The organism is Aulosira sp. FACHB-615 (assembly GCF_014698045.1).
In the GTDB taxonomy this organism is placed as follows: domain Bacteria; phylum Cyanobacteriota; class Cyanobacteriia; order Cyanobacteriales; family Nostocaceae; genus Nostoc_B.
The window spans coordinates 560,535-578,321 of sequence record NZ_JACJSE010000001.1 but is presented as its reverse complement, the minus strand read 5'-3'; the positions used below and the strand labels follow the sequence as shown (position 1 = coordinate 578,321).

Genomic DNA, 17,787 nt, shown 5'->3' with positions numbered 1-17,787 from the left:
TGAAATGGTATCACGCGACGAGTAAACCCGATCGCAAAAATAAAAGGGACACAATTATTTTGTGTCCCTAAATAGCTAATTCAAGATGGTTGATTTAACTTGAATTTCTCGTGTATGGGTGGGGAGAGAGGGGAGAGAGGGGAGTGTGGGGGGAAAGATTTCTTCCCCATCCTCCCACCCTTCCCACACCTCCCACACCCCTGGATTTCTCTCAAGAGAGAAATCCAGGTTAAGACTGGCGATAACAGGCAAATTCCATTGAAAAAGTTGCCATACCGGCAGTGAGCGATCGCAAGTCTGTAGAATAACCAAACATCTGCACTAATGGTACTTCGGCGCGAATCACAGAGTATCCTTGCATTGTCTCGGAACTCAACAGCAAGCCGCGACGGGATGATATATCACCCTGGACTCTACCTATGAACTCGTTTGGTGTTTCCACTTCGACGAGCATAATTGGTTCGAGGATATAGGGTTTAGCTTGGGCGATCGCATTTTCCAGTGCTTGATGAGCAGCAGAGCGAAACGCCAATTCCGAAGAGTCAACTGGATGATAGGAACCTCCATCCAGCACGACTTTCACCCCAGTTACCGGATAGCCTGACAGTTTTCCTGTTGTCATCGCCTCGCGGAAACCTTTTTCACAAGCTGGGATATATTCTTTGGGAATTGCTCCACCAACTACCCGATTCTCAAATACAAATGGTTCATCGCTGGGTTCAATCCACCCAGTTACATGGGCGTATAAACCAGTACCACCAGATTGTTTCTTGAGTCGGTAATCAAATTGAGTTTTTTGGCTAATGGTTTCCCGATACGCCACTGCGGGAGTACCGACATAAACCTCAGCATTATATTCCCGTTGAATCCGTTCTAAGTAAATTTCCAGATGCAGTTCACCCATACCAGAAATCAATGTTGCTTTTGATTCTGGGTCGATACTGAGCCGAAATGTCGGGTCTTCTCGTTGAAAGCGGTTGAGGGCTTTGGCTAGGCGATCGCTATCTTCTTGTTTTTTCGGTGTAACTGCCAGTGTAATCACTGGTTCCGGGACAAACATTCTTTCGAGAAACACTGGTGTGTCTCCCGTGTATAATGTATCGCCCGAAGCACAATCAACACCCAACAAAGCCACAATATCTCCAGCCACAGCCACTGACAACTCTTCGCGCTTGTTGGCGTGCATTCGCACCAAGCGACCAATTTGCACTCGTTTTTCAGTCCGGGAGTTATACACAAGATCACCCGGTTTTAATGTGCCGGAGTAAATGCGGGTGTAGGTTAGCTGACCGAAAGATTCCAGAGTGAGTTTGAATGCCAAAGCCACTAAAGCAGCATCAGGCTCAGGGTAAACACTGACTGATTCTGCGGTTTTGACTACTTCCCTATCGATGGGAGATGGTAAATAAAGGGCGATCGCATCTAAGAGATTCTGCACGCCTTTGTTTTTGAATGCAGAACCCAGCAGTACAGGTGTGAATTCCAGCCTCAAGGTTGCTTGGCGGATAACTTGCCAAATCAGTTCTTGGGGAATTTCTTGATCTGCCAATAGCATCTCAGTCATTTCTTCTGAGAACAAGGACAAGCTATCTAGCAATTTTTCCCGCGCCTGTTGTGCTGCTGCTACAAGACTTTCAGGAATTGCTTGTTTGACCCAATGTTCGCCGTTTTCGCCTTCAAAGTAATGTGCTTGCATCGACACTAGGTCAATCACACCTTGGAAGTTATCTTCGCTACCGATGGGATATTGCAGCAACACCGCATTTAATTGCAAGCGATCGCGGATAGCCTGGACTACACGAAACGGATCTGCACCCATTCGATCCATTTTATTAATGAATGCTAGACGCGGCACACGGTAGCGTTTCATCTGCCGATCCACTGTGATGGACTGGGACTGCACACCCGCCACGGCACACAACACCATCACCGCCCCATCCAGCACCCGCAAGGCACGCTCTACTTCAATCGTGAAATCCACATGCCCTGGAGTATCAATTAAATTAATTTGGGTATCACGCCACTGACAAGTTGTGGCCGCGGAGGTAATGGTAATTCCATGCAGCTTTTCCTCCGGCATAAAATCCATTGTTGCACCCTTGCCGCCTCCCTTCACCTCCTCAATAGCATGGATTCTGCCCGTATAGAAGAGAATTCGCTCTGACAGAGTAGTTTTACCAGAGTCGATGTGAGCAGAGATACCAATATTGCGGACGCGTGTTCGGGGAATCATAACATTTCCTTTTTGTGCAAGCGACAAATAGTCACTATGAGAGTGGTATTATATTTTGTATTATAATTGTAATATACTACAGTGACAAGCCCCACGATACAGAAATTGATATTCTTTTGTGCGGGATACGAGATCCCCGACTTCTGAAAGAAGTCGGGGATCTGAGCAATCAGAGTACTCTGGTGTAAAAGATTTGAATTATCGCTACTGAATGCTTAGTAGGGTAATTGCTTGCTCAATGTTGTGTTTTGCATGATATCGATTGAGTAACTTTTCCTGATACCACCTTTGCGGAGGATTCATATACTTACCCTCCAGCGAAGCCTTAATGAGTGCGGCTTGGTGGTCTGAGGGTTGTCCCATTTGGTCTAGGATAGTGCCGAGATGTTGCAACATTTCAAATGTAGGTAGCTTTAAGCCTTCGCTATCGTCCATTTGTTGTATCGCTAATAACGGAAATGCCATTAAAGCACTAATGTAATTGTCTTTGTATGCTCCACTGGCTAGAGGTCTGAGACCATATCGCCAGCATAAAGTTTTGAGTTGCTGAACTGTGAGAACTTCTAATTCTGTGCGAGTAAACAACATAAAATAGATATTGCCATTTTTACGAGTGGTATCAGTGGTTAACAAGTTTCTCAGGCTCATGTAACCACTGATTTAAATAGTCTAATTATCTGTGTACAAACAATTCAATCGTTTTTTACACTTCTCAACAATGCCCAACCCTAAAGGTACTCCCGAAAATTTAGAACCAATACAACCCAAGGGTGAGGAACCGATGACCACATCTATTAGTTTTAGATGTACTGAGTTGATGAAGGAAGCGGTGAAGGCACAAGACGACCCCGCACAATTTTGCAGAGACGCAATCCAGGAAAAATTAGATAAACAGAAACAATTAGAATGAAGAATGAGCATTAATCGAGCATCTCCACTGAGTTTAAAGTAATGCTCAAAGTATGCGCTCAAACACCGAAACTTATGCTTTTGAGCATTAGGTGAGCATTTTTAAGTAAAAATAGGCTGAAATTGTTGATTTTACGTCATTTATGCGAATCTCTTTAAACTGGCTGCGGGAACTAGTAGAAATTAAATTAAGCCCAGAAGAATTAGCTCATACCCTGACAATGGCTGGGTTTGAGGTAGAAGATATTGAAGACCGCCGCACTTGGGCAGATGGTGTGGTTTTGGGGAAAGTGCTGGAACGTCAACCCCACCCCAACGCTGATAAATTAAGTGTTTGTCAAGTAGATGTGGGTGCGGCTGAAACTTTAAATATTGTTTGCGGTGCAGCCAATGTCCGGGCTGATATTTATGTCCCAGTCGCCACTGTTGGCACTTATTTACCAAACATCGATTTAAAAATTAAGCCTGCAAAACTGCGTGGTGTTCCATCTCATGGCATGATTTGTTCTTTAAAAGAACTGGGTTTGCCGAGTGATGTTGATGGGATTCACATTTTCACTGGGGAAAATCTCTCGGTGGGTAGTGATGTCCGGCCGTTGCTGGGTTTAGATGATGTGATTCTAGATGTGACTGCTACTGCTAACCGTGCTGATGCTTTAAGTATGGTAGGCATAGCGCGAGAAGTTGCTGCTTTAACTGGTGGTAAACTGAGTATTCCTGAACCTGGGGAAGTCAAAATCACTCAAAATCCAGGTAAGTTAGGTTTAAAAATTGCTGATACCCAAGCTTGCCCAGCTTACATGGGTACAGTCATTGAACAAGTAAAAATTGCCCCGTCACCGGACTGGTTGCAACAACGCTTGCGGGCTGCGGGTGTGCGTCCCATTAGTAATGTCGTTGATATTACTAACTATGTATTGTTGGAATGGGGACAACCACTCCACGCCTTTGACCAAGACCGTTTACAAGCTGTTGCTGGTAATGGCAATTTAACTATTGGTGTACGTTTTGCCAATCAAGGAGAATCGCTGAAAACCTTGGATGGGCAAACTCGCAACCTCGCCACCCAAAATTTGTTAATCACCGCTAACGATAAACCTGTGGCTTTAGCGGGGGTGATGGGTGGAGAAGAAACGGAAGTTGATGAAGGTTCGCAAAATTTAGTTTTAGAAGCAGCTTTGTTTGATTCCGTAGCTATTCGCCGTTCCTCTCGTGGGGTGGGGTTACGCAGTGAAGCATCTGGGAGATACGAACGGGGCGTAAACCGGGCAGAATTGGAAGTTGCTTGTCGTCGTGCTTTAGCTTTAATTAGTGAATTGGCTGGCGGTGTCATTGTACATCAAGAAGTTGTTGATACTCGTCCCGACCCTGCGACCTGGAGTCGTTCGATTTCTCTGCGTTTAGATAGAGTGAATGAAATACTAGGGCCTACTGATTTAGGCGAAGACACAGGGGAATTACAAGCAAGCGATGTTGTCAGGATTTTAACCGCCCTGGGATGTCAGCTGACACCAACAGATGAACGTAGTTGGAATGTGGCGGTTCCACCTTATCGTTACCGTGACTTAGAACGGGAAATTGATTTAATTGAAGAAATTGCTCGGCTCTACGGCTATGATAATTTCTGCGACACCTTGCCGGAAAAAGCCCAAGCTGGCTATTTACCCATAGACCAGGAGTTGTTGCGGAAATTGCGGGCGACTTTACGGGCGGAAGGGTTGACGGAATTAGTGCAGTATTCCTTGGTTAAACCAGGGGAAGACCGCCAGATAGTTTTAAGTAACCCCTTGTTTACCGAATATTCGGCGTTACGTACTGATTTAATGGCTGGATTGATTGATGCTTTTCAATACAATTTAGAACAAGGTAACGGTTCTCTCAACGGTTTTGAAATTGGGCGAATTTTCCAACAAGAAGAAGACGGTCTGCACGAAGCTGATGCGATCGCTGGTATCTTAGGAGGAGACAGCAGCCTCGGCAAATGGTCAAAAGGTGGACGCGAACAGCCAATAACTTGGTTTGAAGCCAAAGGCATTCTCGAAAGCGTCTTTCAACAATTGGGTATCCAAGTAGAATATCAACCAGATTGTCGTGATGAGCGTTTACATCCCGGACGCACCGCTTCTTTGTGGATAGGTGGAAACCGCCTGGGTGTATTTGGTCAACTGCATCCCCAACTGCGGCGAGAAAAAGATTTACCCGATTCTGTATATCTATTTCAGTTAGATTTAGATGTGCTGTTGGATGCCTTAGATCAAGATGAGATTTTGATTCCCACATTCAAGTCTTATTCTACATACCCAGCCAGCGATCGCGACATCGCCTTTTTCGCCCCAGTGAAAATTTCCGTAGGAGAACTGGAAAAAGCGATTAACAAAGCTGGTAAAGGTTTACTGGAATCTGTGGAAATCTTCGATGAATATCGTGGCGAAAACGTCCCCCAAGGACAACGCAGTTTAGCGTTTCGTCTAGTATATCGGGCAAGCGATCGTACCCTCACCGATGCCGAAGTCGAACCTGTACACAACAAAGTTCGGGAAGCCTTGGTAGAAAAATTCGGCGTTAACCTCAGAAGCTAATAATTTAGTAGTGATGAGTCAAGTAAACGACAGAATTCATATCCCGCAAGGAACTTTAGTTCCTTGCTCATAGCAAAAGTCATCTAAAGATGACTAAAATATACCCAAAATTTTGTAGTCTACTTGAGTAGACTTGAGCTATTAGCCTTGAACTTGAGTTCGAGGCGGGTGACGAAGCCAAGCATTAAGCTTTCTAGCTTAAGTTGACACCAATAGTCATAAATTGACTCATCACTCATTTAGGTCATTCGTCCTTTATCAATACAAATGACCAATGACCAATGACAACCTTGACAAGTATTTGGGTTTTGGCGAGGGTTCAGGGGTATAAGGGTGTACTGATTCAAAATCATTACACCCCAAACCCTTTCACCCTTTCACCCAATCTCTACAGATAATCTTTGTGCGTAAGTCCTGTAATTTTGACCCGTTTTAGCTTAATATTCATTGTGAAATTTGGATTTTTAATTGATTAACTATGCCCAAATATGTACTCTGGGGAACTTACTGCGACGACGTTTTAGAAAAACGCGCTCCTTACCGTCAAGCACATTTAGATGGTTTAGCCAAGCAAAAAGAATCTGGTGTGTTAATTACCATCGGCCCCACCAAAGATATCACCAAGGTTTTTGGCATTTATGAAGCTGAAGACGAAGCCACTGTCCGCCAATTAATTGAAAATGACCCTTATTGGCAAAACGGTATTTGGACGGAATACTCTATCACAGAATGGATTCAAGCTATATAACTAGGTCGTTGACAAATAAATTGAACTATTCAAGGGAACAGGAAAAAGAGAGTAGCGGAATGACACGGCTAAGATAATGCAACAGAGTTTGGATAAAATTAACCGCAGATAAACGCAGATGGACGCGGATAGAATTTTGGTTATTGCCCAAATTTAGCTGTGTCAGTCCACTAACTTTTTTCCAAATCAAATATGAGTCCTAGATGTTTGTCCAATTTGTTTACTCAACAAGACTCCTAACTCCCTTGTCCACCTTGTCTCCCTTGTCCCTAAATCATGGGATATTTTTTAATTAGAAATCCCGGAAATTTAGTCAGAAAATTTGCCATACATATTTATTTCTTGCTGTCAATGTGGCAGTTTATTTATTGTCCACTACCGCCAGACAACCGATTTTTCCCCAAGTAAAACAGTTGTGAAAACCGAACTGTGTAAACCAAAATCGCGCCTGCATGACACTATTTGGCTGCCTGATTTGAAAGTTGCAATTCCTAACTTTTAGTAGATGTCATGATATTTGTGTGTATGTGATTATCAATAATGTCTTGAACAGAGATAATATGGCTGTTGTCTAGAATAAAAAGGGTTAGCGATCGCACTTAATATTTAGTTGTTCGCCAATCGTTTGATTTTTTAAGAGGGTACTACCCATGCAAAACATCCTAAAACGTGCATTCTTACCTAGTTTGATGGCGGTTAGTTTAACCAGTGTGAGTTTAATTCCCACTCAATCGGCTAGTGCAGATGATAGAGTCTTAAATAACGCTGCAATTGGTGCTGGTGCAAGTGCCGTAACCGGAGCTTTAACAGGTTGTGGTTCTTTCTTAAATAATGCCTTGACAGGTGCTGCGGCTGGTGCAGCTGTTAATGGTGCCAACGGTCTGAGAACCAGAAGTGACAGAAGAGTTAACGGACGTAACATCGTTCGAGATGTTGGTGTAGGCGCAGGCGCTGGTGTAGTAGCTGGTGCCGTTACTGGTGGTTGTCGAAATACGTTGAAAAATGGTCTTAATGGTGCAGCTGCTGGTGCAGCTGTGCATTTGCTAGACCGCAGACCTGCTAAGGTCAGAAGAAGATAATTTATGATGGATAATTCGTAATTCCATCGTTCAACACGGATTATCCATTGTGGATTATGTCTATGTAAACAGTCTCAAAAATAAATAGCTAATTTTTAGGGGTGCTAACAACTGCACCCCTAATTTATTGCTTCAGTGCTTTCTATTTTTTGTTATATGACAACATGGTTTACCCAGGGCGAGAATATTATTGATTAACGAACAAATCCAAAAACAGAAAGCGCAAAGAGAGGAGAGAAATACTTAACTGAATCGTATTACAGCAAATTTGATGTTTATGAGGCAATACAGTTCAGTTAAGGCAAAAACTTAGACTGGTGGAGTAACGGAAGCCAACATTCACGCATACTTTGTTGGGTTACGCTATCGCTACACCCAACCTACTATTCTCTTCAGTTTTTTTTACGCCTTTACACTTACTCATTACTCATTACTCACTACTTATTACTCATGGTGTACCTCACTTACTTCAACGGTGCTGTATGTTATGTATGATTAATATTTGATTTGGGAAAAATATCCTGTCTTTGAGTTTATTTTTAGTAACAGTATTTCAGGACAGTTAAGACATTTAAGAACATCAATTAAAAGCATATTAGACAGTTAAGACATTTAAGACAGTTAAGGGAATTAAAGAATATTAAAATTGTAAATATAACTCAATTCTGCACAAAAAAATACCAAATTATAGTAATATATATTCAATCAAAGAATTATTATTACAGATATTAATTTAATTATTAAAGTCAATCTCGGTCTTCGGGTGAAGATGCTTGCTGTAATATGAAATACCAAGTTGGTGGTAGTCTCCCTAGTGATGATCCAAGCTATGTGATTCGGAAAGCAGATGAACAGCTTTATAGCAGCTTAAAAGCTGGTAACTTCTGTTATGTGTTAAATTCCCGCCAAATGGGAAAATCATCTTTATTACATCGTACAAGTTATCATCTTACACAAGAAGGTTACAGTTGTGTTTACTTGGATGTAACGCGCTTGGGCAGTGAAGATACAACAGCAGCACAATGGTATAAAGGAATTGTTCTAAGTCTTTTTTATAACTTAAATTACCAAGATAGATTGAATTTTAAAACTTGGTGGGAAACACAAAGTGGTCTTTCACCAGTTAAAAAGCTGCATCAATTCATCGAGGAAGTATTACTATCTACTACAGAAAATCAATCGATTTTGATTTTTATTGATGAAATTGATAGTTTATTAAGTTTAAGTTTTTCAGTAAATGATTTTTTTGCTTGGATTCGTCATTGTTATAATCAACGATCGCACGATCGCAAATATCAACGTTTAGGTTTTGCGTTGTTTGGGGTGGCTAGTCCGGCGGACTTAATTACCGATAAGCGCCGGACACCGTTTAATATCGGGCAAGCCATTGAATTAGATGGTTTTACCTTCAAAGAAGCTACACCGTTATTGCCAGGATTAGAAGGTGTAGTTAGTCAACCGTCAATGGTTTTACAAAAAATTCTGGAATGGACGAGTGGACAACCGTTTTTAACTCAAAAACTCTGTCAGTTAGTGGTGCAAATTGCCTCGGAAACTGCCAATGGCAAAATTGACTTACCTCAAGGTACAGAAGGGTATTGGGTAGAACAACTCGTTCAAAAGCAGATTATTCAACATTGGGAATCAAAAGACGAACCAGAACATCTTCGCACAATCCGCGATCGCCTGTTGTTTGATGAACAAAAAGCGGCACGGTTGTTAGGTCTTTATCAACAAGTATTGCAAGCCGAAGAACAAGTTAACTCTCCAGTAGCGTTGAATGATAGCCGCGAACAAACAGAATTATTACTATCTGGTTTAGTCAAACGACAAGATGGCCATCTCAAAATTAAAAACCCGATTTATCACGCTGTGTTTAATCAGCAATGGGTAACGCGACAGTTAGATAATTTGCGGCCTTACTCGCAAATTTTTAATGCTTGGGTGCTATCGGGTTATCAAGATGAGTCGCGGTTATTGCGGGGACAAGCACTCAAAGACGCTCAAAATTGGGCGCAAGGCAAAAGTTTGAGCGATTTGGACTATCAATTTTTTGTAGCCAGTCAAGAATGTGAACGGCGTGAGGTACAAACCGCCTTAGAAGCGGCACGGGTGAAGGAAATAGAAGCAAGGTTGGTGCAGGAAAAGAAAACAGCTTTATTACAGAGATACTTACTAATTGCAGTCTGTATTGGTTTATTTGTCTCTACTAGCTTGGGTATAGGCACTTTTATTTTGTACCGTCAGGCTAAACAAAGTGAAATGCAAGCCAAAAATAGCGAACTGCAAGCTTTAATCTCGGCTTCCGAGGGAATGTTTGCCTCAAATCGCCGCTTGGATGCACTGATAGCAGCCATCAAAGCCAAACAAAAATTAGGTAAACTCAGTTCCAACAACCCCAACATTGGGCAACAAGTTGACGCTGTATTAGAACAAGCGGTGTATGGTGCGGATGAATACAATCGTTTTTGGGGTCATACAGCAGCAGTTTTAGCCGTCGATGTCAGTCCTAATAGTTCTTTCATCGCCTCAGCCAGCGTCGATAAAACCGTTAAACTTTGGCGGCGTGATGGTCAAGCAGTCGCCACCCTCACAGGACACACAGCCACAGTGAGATGCGTCAAATTTAGTCCTGATGGTCAGATACTGGCCTCGGCGAGTGAAGATGGTACTGTCAAACTGTGGACAACAGCAGGCATTTTATTAAAAACACTCAAAGGTCATAATGCTTCCATTTGGGGAGTCGCCTTTAGTCCCGATGGTCAGATTATTGCTTCTGCTAGTTTTGACAGAACCATGAAACTCTGGAAGCGAGATGGTACCTTACTCAAAACTTTTTCTGGTGAACGAGTCGGGTTTTGGGGAGTCGCCTTTAGTCCCGATGGTCAACTTGTAGCAGCCAGCAGCATAGATGGGATCGTCAAAATTTGGAAACGAGAAGGTGCAGACTGGCAAAACGCCAAACTGCTGCAAACTCTCAAAGGTCATAGTACTTGGGTAATTGCTGTAGCTTTCAGTCCTGACAGTCAAATGATTGCTTCTGCTAGTGAAGATAAAACAGTCAAACTGTGGCGACGCAACTCTGAAGATCATACCTATCGCTTAGATAAAACTCTGCAAGGTCATAGTGCAGGTGTTTGGGGAGTAGCATTTAGTCCTGATGGCCAGACTATTGCTTCTGCTAGTCTCGACAAAACAATGAAACTTTGGAGTATTGATGGTACAGAACTCCGTACCCTTAAAGGTCACATCGCTTCTGTTTGGGGAGTAAGTTTTAGTCCTGATGGTAGTTTTATTGCTTCGGCGGGTGCAGAAAATGTTGTCAGACTTTGGCAGAGTGAAAACCCTTTTCAAAAGTCAGTTATTGCCCATAAATCGGGAATTTGGTCATTAAATATCACTTCAGATAGTACCCTCATTGGGACGACTGGTCACGAAAACACCGCTAAACTGTGGAGTCGCCAAGGTAAATTGCTGCAAACTTTTACCGAGTCTAGAGGGGCAATTTTTGATATTTCCTTTAGTCGTGATGGTAAGTTAATAGCTCTGCGTACCTATAACGATAAAATCAAACTCCAACAACAAGACGGCAAGTTAATTGCCACTTATCAAGACCCTCTCGGTAAACTTTTATCAGCTATGTTGAGTCCCGACGGTCAAGCGATCGCTATGTCGAATGTTGATAAAATAGCCCAAATATGGCAGCGTAATCAGCCTCAACCGCAGATTCTCAAAGGACATCAAGCAGAAGTTTGGCAAGTCGCCTTTAGTCCCGACGGTAAAATGGTGGTGTCTGTTAGTGGTGATGGTACTGCTAAATTATGGACATTAGATGGCAAATTACTCACAACCTTAGTCGGACATACAGCCTCAGTTTGGCACGCTGCTTTTAGTCCCGACGGTAAAATGGTGGCAACTGGTAGTGGTGATAATACTGTGAAATTGTGGACAATTGACGGTAAGTTACTGCAAACATTCACAGGTCACACAGCAGCAATTTGGGGAGTTGCCTTTACTCCCGATAGCAAAATTTTAGCGTCGGGGAGTATTGATGCCACAATTAAACTTTGGCAATTGGATGGTACAGAAATCACAACTTTGAGAGGACATACCGCAGGTATTCGCAAAATCGCCATCAGCCGCGATGGCAGTTTTTTAGCTTCTGGTGGTGATGATAATACCCTGATTTTATGGGATTTACCGCGCATTCTCCAATTAAATGCCCTGAGTTATGGTTGCTCGCTGGTGCAGGATTATTTGCAAACTAACACAAAATTAGAATCGAGCGATCGCTCTTTGTGTCAAAGTTAGGGAGTTGGAATCTGTAACCTGTCACCTGCTATGGATAGAAAATAACTCCTTCACAAGACAAATGAAGGAGTTAAAGTGCTGTTTCGGTGATACTTTCAGGAGACTTGACTAACAAAACTTATACCAATTTGAAAAAAGAATGCGACAAATGGAAATCAGGAAAGTCTTACTGGAGATATAGCGGTTCTTACTTGCTTGTAATACAGTTGGAACCCCACCCCGCATTTGCTGACGCAAACGCTCCCCTCCCCGCTTGCGGAGAGAAGTTGCGTGCGGGGGTTCCCCCCGTTGAGCAAACTTCGGGGGAGGGGTTGGGGGTGGGGTTGAAATGTACCTCATCCAACCGAGAACCGCTTGCGAATTGCGAATTGGTATTAGCTATTTTCTGCATGGAGGGCATTTAAAGCTAGTTCTGCTGGATGAAGTGCGCCGTTACCTGTTTTAGCTGGTTCTAATCTGCGGAGTACAATCATTCCACGAGAGCGATTTGACGAGGAATCTTTATCTACGCAAGCAGTGTACATCCGTTGAATTGGACATTTCCAAAATCTTGTATATCGCTTGGGATTGGTATCTGCAATGGTGACTTCTTGAGTTTGGGGATCATAATCTGCTAGTAAAGAGAAGTGACCACCTTCTAAACTGGGATTTTCATGAGCAATCCGAGTGTTGAAGTTGAGAATATGGACATCATTTTCATTACAAACAGCAGTTTCAACTTCGCGGATGAATGCTTCGAGTGTCAAACTCGGCTTATCAAAATGATCCATCTGAATTGATAAAGGTAATCCTTTTCTTTCTATATAGATTTTGCAGGTGTCGTAGGTTTCGGCTAAAGTCATGCCATCATCTAAAACTGAGGCGATAGGCAGTTGGGTGGCGTAGAAAATTTCATCGACAGTTGTTAAATATCCTAATGCAGTCAAAGCGTATGCGATCGCAGTTACATTACAACAATAAATAGGTTGTTGAAATTGATGCAGTTGAATTATCTCTAAGTCTCTTTTAGAAATCTGACCTATATTATCGATATCCATTTTTCGGACTCCTTATAAATATATTTATGGAAAATTTTATTTTTAATTTATATTTAATTTAGGGTTTTTATGCTTGATAATTTTAGTTTTTACGTTGATATATTCTCTATGTATTTGCGAAAACATTCAAGGAAATTTAAGACATTTAAGAAATTAAATTGAGACAGTTAAGACATTTAAGAAAAATTAGGTGTGACTAATGTATCAGCTAGTTCAGCAAAATACTGAATAATGGCATTATTAAGTGGTCAGATACCCGACTTCTTGAAGAAGTCGGGTATCTCGTCAACCTGTCGTCAGAGAGAAGTCAAGATTATCTGGGAATGATAGGAATATTTTGGTATGTTAGCGATCGCTGCTTAAAATTTAACTTTTATGAATCGTTCCGCCTGCCTCATTTTCAATCCAGTAGCGGGTCAAGGCAACCCAGAACAAGAACTGATTGAGATTCGCGCATTATTAGAACCAACTATTGATTTAGATATTCATTTCACAACTGAAGAAGTCAACGCTGATCAATTGGCTTATAACGCAGTTCAGCGCGGAGTGGATGAAATTATCGCCTCTGGTGGTGATGGTACACTTTCAGCAGCAGCAGCCGCAGTCATTAATACGAATATTCCCTTTGGCATTATTTCACGGGGAACCGCCAACGCCTTTGCCAATGCTTTAGGTATTCCCGACACCATTGATGCAGCTTGTCAAACAATTTTACAAGGGGCAACTCGCAATGTAGATGTAGCTTATTGCAACGATCGCCCATTAATCTTACTCGCTGGTGTGGGCTTTGAGGCGGAAACGGTAGAAAAAGCTAACAGAGAAGCAAAAAACCGCTTTGGAATTATTGCTTACATCTTGGCGGGACTCCAACAATTACGGGAATTACAGAGTTTTGATGTCGAAATTGAAACCGACGAGAAAATCATTAAAACCACAGCCGCCGCCGTAACAGTAGCTAACGCTGCGCCGCCGACATCAGTTTTGGCACAAGGGCCTGGTGGAATTATTTATGATGATGGATTACTCGATGTCACAATTGTAGCTCCCGTCAATAAAGCCGGGGCGATCGCAGCCACATATCATTTATTTCAAAGTGCTTCTTCGGGGAATGCAGTCGAACGAGATGATATTGGCTATCTCCGCGCCAAACAATTTAAAATCACCACAGAACCACCACAAAAAGTTGTCATAGATGGGGAGATAGTTGGTACAACACCAATAGAAGTCAAATGTGTTCCAGCAGGTTTGCGGGTGTTTGTCCCCACAGTAGAAGCAGTTGAACCTGCGGAAAAACTTGAGGGACTGCCAAATTTAGTCATTGAGTTGAAAAATCCCCCACCCAGCGAAGAAGAAACGGGAAGTTAAACCTGGATTTCTCTCTTGTGAGAAATCCAGGGGTGTGGGAAGGGTGGGAGGTGTGGGAGGTGTGGGAGGTGTGGGAGGATGGTGAAGAAATCTTTCCCCCCACACTCCCCACTCTCTACACTCCCCACTCCCCACACTCCCCAAATTCGACACCCTTACACCCAATCTCAACGAATATCCTTTGTGCGTCAGTCTTGTAGGAGTAAAATGTTTTGAAGCTTGTTTCTGATCCAGCGATCGCCAAAAAAATTCAGAAGATGAACCAGCGTGTTCGCTGGCAAGATGCGTTAATTCAACGGCGCGGTATTGACCAAACTCAGTTAATGCTAGAAGATGGTCAAGCCGATAATCCTGAATTTTCGTTTTTGGTAGTCGGAGATAGCGGTTCAGGGAGACATGGTGGACAAAACCCCCAAAGGCGAGTAGCGGAACTCACATTACCTCATCTTGATGACTGTCGCTTTATGCTGCATACGGGGGATGTGATTTATTTAGCTAGAACAGCAAGAAGCCTCACACCTACCCGGAGGGAGGTGTTGAGATGAATTGCGAGTGAGTTGACGACAGTTCTCCGACCAATGCGACAGCGAGGAAGGAGAACATGGAGGAAACGAGCAAAATATTTTATTTCGGGTCAGGTAATGTATCAATTAATTCTTCAATAACCTGAGTTACCGTTTTATCTTTATTTGCAGCATACTGCCTGACTTTGTTTAACCTGCGGTCGCTTAATCTAACGTGTAAATCTTTTTTTGGCATTTGTGTACACAACGCGAACATATTTATGTTATCATATTCATAACGCAATGTAATAAACAAATTATGCTTCTGGGTAGACGCATCACCTCGCTGTTTTTGAGTTTCGATGTACCGCTTCACTGCTTCTTCCGAGACTCCATCAACAGATGAGTAAAACGTGCCATCACTCCACATCCCAGAACCCCAAAAACGACTTTAACTCAGACTATTTAGGAGATCCAGAGGAGCAACCAGAAGAAATAGTAATTGCGTTGAATGCGAAAAGTTGGCAAGCGGCACAAAGAGAATGTGCTTGGCATCTCTATGGACAAAAGTTCAAAGTCTTTCAAAAGAAAGGTCGTTGGTATTGTACAAACAAGGTGGACTAAAATGAACCAGTTTCTAAAAGATTTTTACGCGGAAAACAAACCTAGAACTCTTTGTATTTTGCAAGCTTTACCAGGATTTTCTGATGAAAATATTTTGCCAACTATGCCGATGATGAACTCGCCAGAGCATAGTTTGAAATTCCTTAAGGAGCATCATCAAAAAACTCGTTCATTAAATTCAGAAATTGCTGATTGGGAGTTGGTTGATACCGAAATTTATCAACAAGAAAACTCTCTTTACGAAGCTGTAATTATCGCTTACTACAAGCCAGTAGAATCTGCATGAAACGCACTGTTAGCATCCCAGTTGATTTACCGTCAGAAAGGTTTTTACCTTTAATGAATCAGTGTGCAGAAATATTTAATGCACATATTGACTATGCTCTTGCTAACAGTACCTATAACAAAAATAAGGCACACAAGGAACTGTATCACCTGTTAAGGGTTCAGTTTCCAAGTGTGCCTTCTGCGTTGTTACAAACAGTTCGAGACAGCGCACTTGAGGCAATCAAAGCCACAAAATTTAAAAGCATTCCCAAGAAAAAACCAACATCAGGGCTAAGGTACGATAAGCGCACAATGACACTAAGAGGGAAGCAATTAACTCTTAGTTGTATTGGCAAGCGAGTCGCTTTAATTCTTGATGTTCCTAAATATTTTCAAGAAGTGTTTGAAACTTGGGATTTTTGTGGAGCAACTGTCACTTACACCAAGAACACTAAGCAATTCTGGGTGAGATTGGTTTTTGAGATAGAAGATCCGCAACATATAGAAGGACAAATTCAAGGAATTGACCGAGGTTTGTATCACCAAGCTGTTACCAGCGATGGTCAATTCTTCAGTTCTTCTAAGATTAGAAAAGTACAAAGACGTTACTTATACAATCGTCGTCAACTCCAGCAAAAAGGCACTCGTAGTGCCAAACGTCGTTTAAAAGCGATGTCTGGACGTGAGAAGCGGTTCATGCGGGATACGAATCATTGTGTGAGTAAAAAGTTAGCCAATCAACCAGGAATAGCGGTTTTTGTACTAGAGGACTTGTCCAGTATTCGCACACAGCGACGGGGCAAGAAAATGAATAAATGGTTGGGCAGTTGGACTTTTTACCAACAAGAACAATTTCTGACTTACAAAGCAGAAGCATTGGGTAAACGAGTAGTTCACCAAGATCCTCGTTACACATCTCAGAAGTGCAATATTTGTAAGCACATTCGCAGGACAAACCGCCACAAGTCCAAATTCCATTGCAAAAACTGTGGGCATCGGACACACGCGGATCTGAATGCTGCTAAGAATGTCAGGGATGACTATATTCTCTCCTCTACCCAAGGGACAGAGGAGCAGGCATCAGTCAATATGCCGGATGTTTCGACCGATTCTTTCGGTCAGTTACAAGCCCCATCCCCTTGTGGGTGGGGCGTTTGACGGGTTACGCAAATATGATAAATCAAAAGTAAAAAAGATTTCGGAGCAGTAATAGAAAATATGCAAAATCAAGAATTAGATGTCAATAAGTATGTTGAGCAAGCTGCTTTGTTATTAGATTTGCCAATCAAGGATGAATATTATGAGGGGGTGGTAGCAAATTTTGCCAGAGTTCAAGCGATCGCTCAACTAGTCAATTCATTTCCTCTACCCCCAGAAATTGAAGCTGCACCAGTATTTGAACCATAGTGAATCATCATCTCTTTGATGTCTCACGTAAATGCACTGAGTTTTGCTAATAACTAGCAAGACTAAGATATTAGCCGATAATGCCATTGGAAAAAGGCTATGACAAATTTCAATGCTGCTAGTTCTTTGAAATCTGCGGCTATCGGCAAATTTTTGGTGCGGGTGCTGTGGGTAGTGGTGGGAGTTGGGATTGTTTCGACGTTGTTCTCGTTGTTAGCTGTCATCGCGCAGCCAGTTTATCAAGTAGTGGCGAGTTTAGATGGAGTAGTATCAATAGTTGCGTTGCTGACGAGTATCGCTTCAATTATTATTTTTTTGATTTGGCTACATCGTATCCATACAGATTTAAAAAATCTCTTTCAAGAATATCCGATTAGCCCAGGGGGTGCGATCGCTAGATTTCTAATTCCTATCTACAGTCTTTGGGGTATAAATAACACTTTATCCACCTTTGCGGACAAATTTAAACCAGAAGGTGGCGATTTAACCAGTGCTGGTGAACAAGTGCGATCGTTAATAGCGCCCCTTTATGGTTTTATGATAGGCTCAAGGGCAGTCAATCGCATTGTTTTTGACGCTTATAAACATCCTGAAGATAAATTTCTGCCTGTGTGGCTGTTGTTATCTTGCTTCTTAGATTTAGGTTTTACCGTTGTTTTATTGCAACTCATCAAAACTATGCGAACTGCTGTGACTCAAAAAGCTAAACGCACTGTTGCCTAACT

Annotated in this window: 15 protein-coding genes and 1 pseudogene; 12 read left to right on the top strand and 4 right to left on the bottom strand. The window is 42.3% G+C overall.

The window, feature by feature from the left end; genetic code table 11:
• Positions 1–229: 229 nt before the first annotated feature.
• Complete coding sequence (fusA, locus tag H6G77_RS02335) at positions 230–2,233, bottom strand: elongation factor G (RefSeq protein ID WP_190870717.1); 2,004 nt, start codon at positions 2,231–2,233, stop codon at positions 230–232.
• 204 nt (positions 2,234–2,437) lie between these two features.
• Complete coding sequence (locus H6G77_RS02330) at positions 2,438–2,881, bottom strand: hypothetical protein (RefSeq protein ID WP_242048161.1); 444 nt, start codon at positions 2,879–2,881, stop codon at positions 2,438–2,440.
• 70 nt (positions 2,882–2,951) lie between these two features.
• Between H6G77_RS02330 and H6G77_RS02325 the strand changes: the two genes are divergently transcribed.
• The 5 genes from H6G77_RS02325 (at position 2,952) to H6G77_RS02305 (ending at position 11,859) form a co-directional block, all read left to right on the top strand.
• The gene (locus tag H6G77_RS02325) at positions 2,952–3,143 is read left to right on the top strand and encodes a hypothetical protein (RefSeq protein WP_190870716.1); all 192 of its coding nucleotides are present in this window, start codon (positions 2,952–2,954) and stop codon (positions 3,141–3,143) included.
• 142 nt (positions 3,144–3,285) lie between these two features.
• Positions 3,286–5,721 carry a phenylalanine--tRNA ligase subunit beta gene (pheT, locus tag H6G77_RS02320; RefSeq protein WP_190870715.1) on the top strand — a complete coding sequence of 812 codons (2,436 nt, stop codon included), beginning with the start codon at positions 3,286–3,288 and terminating at the stop codon, positions 5,719–5,721.
• Between the two features lie 478 nt (positions 5,722–6,199).
• Positions 6,200–6,469 (top strand): YciI family protein, encoded by a 270-nt coding sequence (locus H6G77_RS02315; RefSeq protein ID WP_190588094.1) that lies wholly within the window; start codon positions 6,200–6,202, stop codon positions 6,467–6,469.
• 650 nt (positions 6,470–7,119) lie between these two features.
• The gene (locus tag H6G77_RS02310; RefSeq protein WP_190588093.1) at positions 7,120–7,548 is read left to right on the top strand and encodes a hypothetical protein; all 429 of its coding nucleotides are present in this window, start codon (positions 7,120–7,122) and stop codon (positions 7,546–7,548) included.
• A gap of 783 nt (positions 7,549–8,331) precedes the next feature.
• On the top strand, positions 8,332–11,859 hold the full coding sequence (locus H6G77_RS02305; RefSeq protein ID WP_190870714.1) for an AAA-like domain-containing protein: 3,528 nt from the start codon (positions 8,332–8,334) through the stop codon (positions 11,857–11,859).
• A gap of 374 nt (positions 11,860–12,233) precedes the next feature.
• Here the strand turns inward: H6G77_RS02305 and H6G77_RS02300 are convergent, their stop codons facing one another.
• The gene (locus H6G77_RS02300; protein WP_190588091.1) at positions 12,234–12,896 is read right to left on the bottom strand and encodes a phytochelatin synthase family protein; all 663 of its coding nucleotides are present in this window, start codon (positions 12,894–12,896) and stop codon (positions 12,234–12,236) included.
• A gap of 375 nt (positions 12,897–13,271) precedes the next feature.
• On the opposite strand from H6G77_RS02300, the gene H6G77_RS02295 reads away from it, so the two are divergent.
• Positions 13,272–14,261 carry a YegS/Rv2252/BmrU family lipid kinase gene (locus H6G77_RS02295; RefSeq protein ID WP_190668578.1) on the top strand — a complete coding sequence of 330 codons (990 nt, stop codon included), beginning with the start codon at positions 13,272–13,274 and terminating at the stop codon, positions 14,259–14,261.
• 212 nt (positions 14,262–14,473) lie between these two features.
• A pseudogene (locus H6G77_RS02290) lies at positions 14,474–14,755 on the top strand (metallophosphoesterase); the annotation flags it as partial.
• A gap of 130 nt (positions 14,756–14,885) precedes the next feature.
• Here H6G77_RS02290 and H6G77_RS02285 read toward each other — a convergent pair.
• A complete protein-coding gene (locus H6G77_RS02285) occupies positions 14,886–15,140 on the bottom strand; it encodes a hypothetical protein (RefSeq protein WP_190668896.1) in 255 nt (84 codons plus the stop codon).
• A 26-nt stretch (positions 15,141–15,166) separates the two neighbouring features.
• Here H6G77_RS02285 and H6G77_RS02280 point away from each other — a divergent pair, with 26 nt between their 5' ends.
• The 5 genes from H6G77_RS02280 (at position 15,167) to H6G77_RS02260 (ending at position 17,785) form a co-directional block, all read left to right on the top strand.
• Complete coding sequence (locus H6G77_RS02280) at positions 15,167–15,388, top strand: hypothetical protein (protein ID WP_190668581.1); 222 nt, start codon at positions 15,167–15,169, stop codon at positions 15,386–15,388.
• Between the two features lies 1 nt (position 15,389).
• Entirely contained in the window at positions 15,390–15,674 is a 285-nt protein-coding gene (locus H6G77_RS02275; RefSeq protein ID WP_190588088.1) for a hypothetical protein, read from the top strand.
• Positions 15,671–16,813 carry an RNA-guided endonuclease TnpB family protein gene (locus H6G77_RS02270; protein WP_190588087.1) on the top strand — a complete coding sequence of 381 codons (1,143 nt, stop codon included), beginning with the start codon at positions 15,671–15,673 and terminating at the stop codon, positions 16,811–16,813. The genes H6G77_RS02275 and H6G77_RS02270 overlap by 4 nt, the downstream gene beginning before the upstream one ends.
• Positions 16,814–16,873: 60 nt before the next feature.
• Complete coding sequence (locus tag H6G77_RS02265; RefSeq protein ID WP_190588086.1) at positions 16,874–17,062, top strand: DUF4089 domain-containing protein; 189 nt, start codon at positions 16,874–16,876, stop codon at positions 17,060–17,062.
• Between the two features lie 99 nt (positions 17,063–17,161).
• Complete coding sequence (locus H6G77_RS02260) at positions 17,162–17,785, top strand: DUF4328 domain-containing protein (RefSeq protein WP_190588085.1); 624 nt, start codon at positions 17,162–17,164, stop codon at positions 17,783–17,785.
• The last annotated feature ends 2 nt before the right edge of the window (positions 17,786–17,787 follow it).